Source organism: Tessaracoccus bendigoensis DSM 12906, assembly GCF_900141915.1.
Lineage (GTDB): Bacteria > Actinomycetota > Actinomycetes > Propionibacteriales > Propionibacteriaceae > Arachnia > Arachnia bendigoensis.
The window spans coordinates 1-10,268 of record NZ_FQZG01000104.1; the positions used below are offsets into that span (position 1 = coordinate 1).

Here is a 10,268-nt window from a genome sequence, read left to right on the forward strand (position 1 = left end):
GTTTCAATTCGCTCATTCGCGAGGGGTGCTCCGGAACCCCGCCCCGTAGAACCAGGCCCTGACAAGCACCAACGGAGCCATCCTACACACCCGACCTCCCAGAGCGCCACAAGTTTGCTCAAATCGCCTCCAAATCAGGTATCACACCTTGTCAGAGCCCATCACACCCGAGGCCATCCCAAGCATTCCGCTGACACCCCCTCCACCTCACTCAGAACACTGCCCAGTATCGCACCGGGGACGGGGTCCTGGCCTGCCCGACGGTCAGCTGCTTGTCCCAGCAGGGGCTGCACTGCCGGTACACCAGAAAGGAGTCCGTCTTCGGATCGATGATCCGGCCGACGTGGCCGCGCAACTCCTCCAGCTCCTCCTCCTCGAGCATCATCACGAACACCGACTTCTGCACCCGGTCTCCATATGCCTGCAGGAGCGCAGCCAACCGGGCGCGTCGGTCGTCCTCCCGAACGTCGTACGCAGCGATCACGGTCAGGGTCGCCACGACAGGCCCGTCCACGCTTCGCCGGGGTTCATGATCGCTGCCCGCAACCGCTGCGCCTGACGATAGATGTGGCGCCGTCTCGACCCGGCGAACCCGGTGAGGGCGCCCCGCACCGTGCCGAGCAGCCGCTCCTCATACGCCCCCACGACGGCGGTCTTCCCCTCCTTCGTGAGCAACACTCCCCTTCCCTCCTCGGGCCTGCCGTGCTCGGGTCGGAGACGGTTCTGTTTCGCGGCTTCGATCACCACTTGATCGACGAGCCATGGCCGGAACTCCTCCATCAGGTCCAGGGCGAGGCTTGCACGGTTGTCCTGGTCGTTGTGGAGGATCCCGAAGGCCGGCTCCAATCCGGCGGCGTGCAGCGCCGTGACGCACTCCCCCAGCAACACTGTGTACAGGTAGGACAGGGCGGCGTTCACCACGTCCTCAGGAGGCTGTCGTGAACGGCCTTCGAAGCGCAGTTCCTCGGGCACCAGCTGGCCGAGGCACCTGAAGTAGGCGGCGGCCGCTGCACCCTCGATGCCCATGAGTGAAGCCGTCGAGTCTGCTTCGGGGAGGAGTCGCAGCACTTCAGCGATCGTGCTCACGGCCTCGGAGGCGACCTGCGGCACCGGGCGCCTGTTGAACCGCTGAAGCAGCACCTTCTGCTTGACGAGCTTTGCCTCCACGATCGCTCTGGCGATCGTCAGCTGAGAGCTGGCTGGAAGCCCGACCTGGGCCCGCAGCCGCGCCGGACGATACCTCTGCCCGTAGCCCAGCATCGTGCCCAGGTAGTTGCCCTTCCTGGAGGCCAGCACCACCTCGACCTCGTTCGCCAACGCCCAGTTGCGCACCCCTGCACTGACGCCGACCGAGCCGAAGCACACTATCCGACTCACCTGGGTGGACGGTACGTCGAGCACGACGGCGTCGTCCTGTGACACCACCCGCACCCGCCCCGCTCGCATCTTCAGCCCCGCTCCCTGCAACCCGACATACAGGGCCCGCTCGGCGGTGTCCGCCGATGGTGACGCGTCGAGCAGCGGTGGGTACCTGGGGCCGAAGTCCTCACCGAGGAAGGTGAATCCCTCCTCGAACGACGTAACCTTGGTCTTCTCCTCATTGATCTGCATCCCCATCCCCTCCACCCAATTGCGGACGATGTCCGCCGCGACGGCCGCATCCTCGCCCGTTCGAGCCGCGACCAGAAGGTCGTCGGCGTAGCGCACCACTTGAAAGCCCTCGCCCGCCAGCACGTCGTCGAGGTGACGCAGCAGAAGGTTCATGAGCAACGGCGACAGCGGGCACCCTTGCGGCAGCCCAGTCAGGGTCCGCACACCCCCGGTCTCGGCCCTGAACCGGCGGGCTCCGAAGCGGGCGACGACGCGGCTGATCTCGTCGTCCTTGACCACGGCGTCGAACTGCTCCCTCGCGAGCCTGGCAGGGATGGTCGGGAAGCAGTCCAGGATGTCGGTGCGCAGCACGAAGCGGAGCCCTTCTTCACGGAGCGCAACGACGGTTTGGATGGCGTCCATGACGCCCAGGCCCGGCCGGTAGGCGTAGGAACCGTGCCCCAGTTCCGGATCGACGAGCGGTGTCACCGTATCCAGGATGGCGCGAGCGGCCACCCTGTCCCGCACCCGCGGGATGTGCAGCGTGCGGCGCTTCTCGCCGAGCAGCACCTCCACCGGGGCGAGCTCCGACGGCCGGTAGAACCCTCCGGCGAGTTGATCGGCGAGCAGAGCGAGATTGTCGCCAAGATCGTCGGCGAAGCGCGTCACGCCAACGGAAGGGATGCCGTCCCTCAGGTCGTTCTCCTTCACACCCTCCCAGGCCGCGCAGAGCGACTCCAGGGAGAAGGCACGCTGCGCCAGGGCACCCGTCGCCGTCACGGTCTCGGCCATGCGGTTGCCCTCAACTCGGTGGTCGCCGTGATCATCGGGCAGCGGTCTACGCGACATCGAGAACGACAGCAGTGAAATTGTCCTGCGTCGCCCTTTCGGCAAGATCTGACAATCTCTGGACTACGTCCGTGGGGACTCGACCGTTCACGAGCGCGGCCTTCACCTCTACGGGGTCGACGAAACCGTGGATCCCATCGGAGCACAACAGGTAGCGGCAAGCACCGTCGACCGGGTCAACCAGCGCATGCGCGTCGAGGCGGCGGGGTTCGCCGCCAAGGGATTGCGTCAAGACGTTCACCGCTCCGCCTGGAGCGCGATCATCGATGCTCAACTGTCCGAGGTATCCGTCAGCCAACTTGTAGGCCCGGCAGTCCCCCACGTTGACCACAATCACCTGCCTCGACGTCACAGCCAGCAGCGCCATTGCCGCACCCATCCCCGGCGTCTGCAACCCCAAGCCCGCGCGGTGAACCTTGGCTGACACACCCTCCAGGAACGAATCGAAGCTCTCTGGCAGCGCCGCGCCATCGGAGCGGGCAAGTTCCGCGGCCACCAGGACCGCGGCATCCTCGCCGCCCCGATGTCCGCCCATGCCGTCGACGACTGCGAATACGCGGGCCCCCGACGGCGATGCCATGACGTCCCCGTCCAAGCAGGTCAGGTCGCCAACCCCGACCAGCCCACAAACCACGAATGCGTCCTGATTCGCCTCTCGAACACCTCCGCAGGCGGTCAGCGCCGCGTAACTGATGCGGCGAGCTGCAACTGCACCGGAATTACCAACAGGGAACGTCATATGAACCACCCCACAACCATCGACAACATCCGCGTCAAGGGGTTCACCGGGTAGGCGAGGAAGACCACGACGGCCACCAGACAAGAGACGATGAGCGAAGCGACGGAGACGGCCCGCTTCGCTATCCAAAGCGCCTTCGCCACCTCATATGAGCCCCAGGCGAACGCCGTGACCCAGAGGATGCCGCTGCCTACCGCCATGCCCAACGGGTCCATCTGCCACTCGTTGAATGGCCAGGCCCATGCCCACATTCGCGCGGCTCCCGCCGAGCAGCCATCGCCACAACTGGCAAAGAACCCGGATGTGGCCGCACTGAGCGTTGCCAACCACAAGGCCGTCAAGACGATGGCCCGAGACCGCCGCAGTGCCCGCCCGGGATAACTCCCCCACCCTGGTCGGCCATGGGCAACCCGTCCAAGGGCACGCTGCGCACCAGCACCGACCATCCAGCCGACACCGAGCCCCCATGGGAGCAGCACCATGTCCACCGGCGTGAGGACCTCTGCGTTGGTGGCGACCATTGTCTCCACCGTCGTCACCCAAGGGCCCAGCCCCAGCGCTACCCCGAGCGTTGCACCGACCCCTCTGAGCCCGCCACTCGGGTCATCGAGGACCCAGTCGACCACGAGCGACATCGCGATTGGGATCAGGCATATGAGGAGAACTGGCCAGCCGAAGCTGAGCACCAAGCTCCACTCACCCCTGGCAAGCAGAAGCGCACACACGAGCGAGTAGATCACCGCCGGGAGCACCCTCGCGCCGAAGCGTGCAGGCGTTGCCTTGGTGTTCGCCTGCCTCCGCTCACGCCGTTCAGCAGCCTGTTGTGCCGCTTGCTGCTCCAGCCTCTCACGCGCAGCGCGTGCCGCCTCCTCCGTCGCCTGCCGTTCTCGCGCTGCCCGCTCTGCTGCCACTCGTTCCGCTTCCGAACGCGTAGCTGCCACCGCGAATTCGACGACGGCCTCGGCTGCGAGAAGCGTGCCGATGGCGTCATCGGACGTGCCAGATGCCAGCTCTCGCGCCTGCACAGCCCAGGGTTTCAACCCGACGTCACCTACTGAAATGACCTCCCGAGCACGTGCGGCTCTGGCCGAATAGGATGCGGTGCCGAACGCGTAGGCGAACAGATTGGCCCGCAACTGCGCCTCGACCTGATCGAGATCGGCCTGCACCTCCTGCGGAACCGCTTCACGGACACGGCGGAACTGATCAGCCCAGGTGTTGAGCCTGGAATCTGCGGATCCGTAAGCTCTTCCTGCCTCACCTGGAACGACGGCGGCCATTGCCCGGAGGATCTGCTCCTTCTGGAGGGCACCGAGCCAAGTGTGCGAATCTGACGCGGGCCCCGTTGCGCCAGCATGCCAATTGGCCGCCTCCGCGATCGCAGACGACAGCGTCTGCCCGTTGACCTCCCGACGGCGAAACTCCAAAGGGCCACCTGGGTCCAGTGCTGCTTGGAGCCGGATCAACCGCCCGCCGGGCGATCTTTCCATACTGACCGAGTCGAGCACCTGCTGCCCGCCTGAGCGGGCCTTGAGCCATCTCTCCAGCTCTGGGTTGATCCGGCCGGCCATCAGGTCACCGGCCGCGTCCCAACGCTCGCGTACGGCATCAGCCAGCTCCTTCCCGGTGTGGGCAGGGCGCCCTCCGAGGACGAAGGCGAAGTCCGGCTCCGACGGCGTCGCCCCCGCCCCTCGTGGTGTCGTTCGTACAGCCTTCGGATTTCGTCCCGCCAGCCAATCTGCGACCTGTGCATATCTCCACCGGTCGGCGGTCTCGAAGGACAGCAGCCCGTCGATCAGGAGACGCCAACGCTCGTCCTCGACAGCCTCGGTCGTGTATTCGCCACGCACCACCAGCGCACTGTTGACCTTGTCGGGCTGCAGTTCACCGTCGGGGAGGCTGAGCAGCAGCCGGCCGACCAGTGCCCTGTAGACGATTGCTCCGAGCGCCCACCAGTCGCTCGCATTTGTGACCTGCTGCTCCGAGAGCGCCTCGGGGGCCATCCATGAACTCGATCCGGCCCTTGTCTGGAACTGTACGGTCATCATCTGCTCGGCGGCGATTCCGAAGTCGGTCAGTACCAGGTCGAGTGGGTCGCTGGAGCGCACAAGCACGTTCTCCGGCTTCAGGTCGCGGTGGGTGATGCCCAGGTCTTCGTGTACGTGTTGGATGGCCTCCGCCAACTCCTTCACAACGGCAACCAATTCCGGTCCCGAGACGCGACCGCCCCGCTTCGTGAGCAGGTCTGCCAGCGTCCCTTCCGCGCAGTATTCCTGCACCTCCCACAGCTCGCCATCGCTGTCGCCGTGCGCGAGCAGCTCGACGACGTGTTGCCGCTTGGCCTGGTGCAGCTTGTTGAGCACCTCCCGCGACAGCTGTGCAGAGTGCCGGTACAGCTTGACCACGACAGACCGATCGGTGGCCAATTCCCGGCAGAGCACCAGGTCCGCCTGGCCACCGCCAAACCCCAAGTTCGCCAAGGGCTCGAAACGCTCCAGCAGCGCGTCTGGAAGTACCGTACGCAAGCGGGTTGTTGTGGTGCCTCGCTCGTCGATGGTCACTTCGGAATGGCGCTCGTTTGTCGTGCCGCGCACGCTTCGCTCGTCAATGGTTCTTGCGGCACGCCAGCGTTCGTCAATGGTTCGCTCGCTCATGGCTCGTTCCTCCACCGTTCTGGGCTGGGCATCTTCATTCTCCTGTCCACTGTCGGGGGTTTTCGTCTGCGGATACCGATCGGATTTCCATCTCGAGAGACATGCCCAACCGGAGGTGCACCGGCAGCGGCTGGCTTACGGCCTCTGACCCCAGCTCGCAGCCGTCCACACACGTCCCGTTCCTCGATCCCACGTCGCGGAACCGCACCTCGGCTCCGCTCACCAGTACCTCAATGTGTCGCCGTGAGACGCCGTTGCATCCGGCAAACAGCTCACGAACCTGCCGGTAGTCGGATTCACGGCCCAGAACTACCGAAAGGCCTTGTGGCAGCTCGAGCGCGTGGCCGTCCACCACCAGGCAGACCTTCGGGCCAGCGGGCCGATCGCGCTGCTCCTGCCCGCAGAACCCGCACCTCGTTGCACCAGGCAGTATCGGACCACCACATTGTGGACAGCCATCCGCATCTGGTGGCGTAGTCGCAACCACCGAAGACACCTCGACCCCTGGGCTCCTCAGTTCGGGTCGGCGCTCCGCGTCGACCTCGGCAAGACTCGTCCAGAATCTTCCACAACCGCACAGCCCCGGCACCGGGCCCAAGGGCTCCCCGCCGAGGGGGCACATCAGGTTGTCACTCGCCATGAGTTTCCTCTCATGCTCACGCCCCGCTTGCAGAGCAAGGACTCGAATCGATCCAGGTCCCCAGGCCGCGGCAGTCCCACGATCAGCAGCTGCCCGTCCTCGCTGACCACCTGCAGACGAGCGACATCGTCGCTCCTCGAATAGCGTTCTGCCGCCAGCGGGCTGAGCAGAACCAGTTCCTGGTTGGCGCTGGCCAGCAGAGGTTCCTCTCCTGGTTCATCTCTGCGGTAGGGCCCACACACCGCGGCGTCAAGCAGCTTCCACAGCCCGGCGGCCCGTGCGGCCGCTGCACGGGCCGGGCGCCCGGTGAAAAGCAGCACATCGACCGGAGCCTCATAACCAGCAACGGATAGATACTCGCGAACCTTCAAGACGAGGAGTTCCAGTTGGGGGGCCTGATCGGTGGGTTCCCCGCCAGTCAGGGTGACACCAACGAGACGCCTTGAGATGATCTCTCTGACCACCTGGGCGGCCAAACCATCGACGTCCCGGCTCTCCCCGCCGGAAGGTTCCCAGGTATCGACGGAGGCGCATCCTGGGCACGCAATGCCGCAGCCCTGCACCCAGAGCCCGATCCGTTGGCCGTACCCCAGCACTGTGACCGGCGCCAGGATCCTGTTCAGCTGCAGCCTCACAACCGCACCTGTACCGTCGGTGTCCCGTCGGATGCTTTCCCGATGCCCTCGACGGCCACCGAGCCGTGGCTCGGTAGCAGGAAGAGCTCGCGCGCCAAGGGGTTGACGAACACTGACTCCAGCGCGAGTCCGATGCCTCGACCGCCCTTGGAAAGGTCGGCGACGGCGGCACCGATGAGCACGTCACGTGCCTGGGCGGTCAGTTCCACTGTGACCCCGGTCGCTGTTGCCACCCTTGTCAGGATGGTGTCGAGGAACGCGTCCGCCAACTCACGTCCGACCCGCTCGGTGATGGGGCGGAAAGTGACGATGTTGTCACCGATGCGGCCCAACAGCTCTGGACGGTTGAGCTGGTCGGTGAAGAATCGTTCCACCGCCCTGCGCACGGTGTCTTCGTACTCCTGCAGCCCCTCCTCGGTGTCGGTGTCGATGCCGTCGGTGTTCAACAGACCTTGGTTCGACGTGAAGATGATGATGGTGTCGGTGAAGTAGACGGTGTCGCCGCTGCCGTCGGTGAGGCGGCCGTCAGAGAGAATCTGCAGGAACTTGTCCAAGATCCGCCCGTCGGCCTTGTCTATCTCGTCGAACAAGACGACGCTGAAGGGCCGCCTGCGTACGGCGTTGGTGAGTTCACCGCCGGATGAATGGCCGACATAGCCGGGAGGCGAGCCGATCAGTCGCAGGTCGCTTCCCTCGCCCGAGAACTCCGACATGTCGAAGCGGATCAGCGCCTCTTCCTTGCCGAACACCAACTCGGCGATCGCCTTGGCCATCTCGGTCTTGCCGACTCCCGTTGCACCGGAGAAGTACAAGACCCCGCGCACGCCGGTTCCTGGCCTGCGTTGATGAGCCGACGTCAGCCCCATCGCTGATCGGATGAGCAGGTCGAGCACCCGCTGAACAGCCCGGGACTGGCCCTTGACCCGGGCTTCGAGATGTTGATGCCCATCCTGCAACTTCTCGCGGAGCTGCAGGTTGCGCCACGGGTTCTCCGAGACGCCGACGCGGTAGGCACGTACCGCACCGTCGATGTCACCAGCACCCCCGCTGGCGTGCAGGAAGGCCACAGCGTCGATCATCGCGTTGACGCTCAGGCCCTCTGTGGCGTCAGCGAATCGGGCAGCCACGCCGGGCGCCGCGGCCTCGGGTAGCAGGACGGAGGCGACGGCTGCCCGAGTGGGAAGCTCAGGTCGACCGATCGGCACCTGTCTGATCGTGTCCCCGCTCAGCATCCAGGTTGGAAGGTCGTTGGGGTGATCAACGAGCCAGAACACTGGGTGCCGGAGCGCGCGCCGTCGAGCATCATGCTTGAACTGAACGCCTGTGGTCCGGTGTGCGTTGCGCAGAGCCATGAGCATGGCGACGTTCAACTGGGAGGGCCTGTCACCATCAAGCCCGTTGGCCTGTGACACGTACTCGACCAGAAGGGCCGGTTTCGCATCGTGGGTGGTCTGCACGTAGCCGATCGCAGCGTCGAGTCCGTGGAAGTCGATAGGCGGGGCCGGGTCCCGAGCGTCAAGACCGAGGGCGTTGTTCAGCGATTCAGGTGGCCGCCAACCGTCGCGCTGGTGGGCGAGCACCATCCCGTCGAGCGGCGAATAGGTCAAGAGACAGTCGAACCCGCTCGAAGCGAGCACACCCCAGATTGCCTCGACGGTGGTGCGGAAAGTCGGCAACCCGGTTGCCGTCGGAACCACATGTCGGTCTCGGATGGCTCCATGGACGATGAAGTGAGACGTCATGGGGAGCGCCGCGTGGATCGAACGCAACCACAGCGGCATCGCCTGATTCTGCGCCTCGAAACTGTCGGCCGCCGAGCTCTGGACGCTCATCTTCCAATCTCTCGCTCATGTGGCACCAGTCGCTCCCCGCGCCTGGCGGCACGCTTGCGGCCGGATACCGCCCCCGTGAGGTCCCGGCGCACCGGACGCTCACCGGGGTCACGCGCGAAGCTCTTCTCGCTGTGCACTCCTCGGCGCTCCAACGCCACCATCAGCTCCTTGGCGTCAGCACAGGTCGCACGCTCAGCAGCAACGTCCTCGGTCGGCGTAGTGCCCTCTCGGGAAACGACGCTTGTCAGCAGCGTTCCGCTGCCTTCGTTGACCTGTATCCGAAGCTCATGATCAGGCAGATCACGGCGCCTGGCCAGCAACGCCCGCGCATCCATCCCGACAACGTCAAAGGGGATGTCGACCTGATAGCCCAGCTCGATCAGCACCGCGCGTGCCTCGCGGGCGATGAACTCCGCATCGGCCGCGGCCTCGGCCTCCACGACCATGGTTTCCACGTCGCGCGCCAGCTCACTGAGATCACGCGAGGTCCGTGCCCGCCCGGCACGCGCCTCAAGGTCGTCTACCGCTGGCCCCTCCAAGTGCGCAACCCGCGCCACAAGGTCGGCCGCTTCGCTTCGGACCCTTGCCAGTTCCCGGGACTGCTGCACCGCAGTTGCTACGCGGTGGCGCAACCCGAGCCAGTACGCATCCGCCTCGCGACTCGCCAGCGTGGTCAAAGTCACGACACTGTCGGCCACCACCTGATGCAGCGCATCGTCATCGACCTGGCTGGCCAAGCCCATCAGGTCGCCGATGCGTTGCCCCCAGTCGGCACGCTCCGACCCTGTGTCAATCGGTCGCGTGGCACCTGAACAAGAAACGCCTGGGAGTTCGATCCGTATGGGCCCGGCACTCGCCGACGCATCGACCATCTCTTCGATCCGCTGACGCCGGGTCGCGACCAAGCGCGCTGAATAGCGCCCCTCAGCGGAGGCCAGTGCGTCCCGAAGCGCCGCCTCCCATCCACTCAGTGCCTCAAGGCCACGTCCCGATGGCTGAGGCACGGCCGCTTCCACCCCGGCACCTCGCAAACCGTCGAGTTTGATGAGCATCTGATCACAGCGGGCCTGCACCTCCGACGTCTCACGGCGCCGACGTTCCTCGGCCGACTCCACCCGAACCTGGTAGCCCTTCGGTCCACTCATTGTCTTCCTCCTCCGCCCAGTGGTTACTGACGGACAGAGTGGGGGCCGTGCCTGTCACGCGACAGGATCTGCGGCACGCCGCAGATGGTTTCGCAGCAGTGAGCCGGAGTCAGACTGGACTAGTGGTCTGTCGCACCTAAACCTGAATCCGTGGACCGGTGGGTGGTGGTGCGGCGGGTCGGAG

At 65.6% G+C, this 10,268-nt stretch carries 8 protein-coding genes; all 8 read right to left on the bottom strand.

All coding sequences use genetic code 11. From position 1 onward, the window contains the following. Positions 1-211 precede the first annotated feature (211 nt). From cas2 to BUC15_RS17760, 8 genes are read right to left on the bottom strand one after another with little or no spacing between them, the layout of a single operon-like run. Positions 212-499, bottom strand: coding sequence for a CRISPR-associated endonuclease Cas2 (cas2, locus tag BUC15_RS17725; protein ID WP_245788036.1), 288 nt, complete (start codon positions 497-499; stop codon positions 212-214). Then, positions 487-2,382, bottom strand: a complete 1,896-nt coding sequence (cas1, locus tag BUC15_RS17730) for a CRISPR-associated endonuclease Cas1 (protein ID WP_175558401.1) — start codon at positions 2,380-2,382, stop codon at positions 487-489. The genes cas2 and cas1 overlap by 13 nt, the downstream gene beginning before the upstream one ends. Before the next feature lie 46 nt (positions 2,383-2,428). Continuing rightward, the gene (locus tag BUC15_RS17735) at positions 2,429-3,178 is read right to left on the bottom strand and encodes a PP2C family protein-serine/threonine phosphatase (protein ID WP_084189723.1); all 750 of its coding nucleotides are present in this window, start codon (positions 3,176-3,178) and stop codon (positions 2,429-2,431) included. After that, positions 3,175-5,832, bottom strand: a complete 2,658-nt coding sequence (locus BUC15_RS17740; RefSeq protein WP_073191108.1) for a protein kinase domain-containing protein — start codon at positions 5,830-5,832, stop codon at positions 3,175-3,177. The genes BUC15_RS17735 and BUC15_RS17740 overlap by 4 nt, the downstream gene beginning before the upstream one ends. Before the next feature lie 34 nt (positions 5,833-5,866). After that, positions 5,867-6,472: an FHA domain-containing protein gene (locus tag BUC15_RS21310; RefSeq protein ID WP_084189724.1), complete on the bottom strand. Its 606-nt coding sequence runs from the start codon at positions 6,470-6,472 to the stop codon at positions 5,867-5,869. Then, a complete protein-coding gene (locus BUC15_RS17750) occupies positions 6,454-7,107 on the bottom strand; it encodes a 4Fe-4S cluster-binding domain-containing protein (protein ID WP_175558402.1) in 654 nt (217 codons plus the stop codon). Before BUC15_RS17750 ends, BUC15_RS21310 begins: the two co-directional genes overlap by 19 nt. Next, positions 7,104-8,939: an AAA family ATPase gene (locus BUC15_RS17755; RefSeq protein WP_073191116.1), complete on the bottom strand. Its 1,836-nt coding sequence runs from the start codon at positions 8,937-8,939 to the stop codon at positions 7,104-7,106. The genes BUC15_RS17750 and BUC15_RS17755 overlap by 4 nt, the downstream gene beginning before the upstream one ends. After that, positions 8,936-10,084: a hypothetical protein gene (locus tag BUC15_RS17760; protein ID WP_073191120.1), complete on the bottom strand. Its 1,149-nt coding sequence runs from the start codon at positions 10,082-10,084 to the stop codon at positions 8,936-8,938. Before BUC15_RS17760 ends, BUC15_RS17755 begins: the two co-directional genes overlap by 4 nt. Positions 10,085-10,268 lie beyond the last annotated feature (184 nt).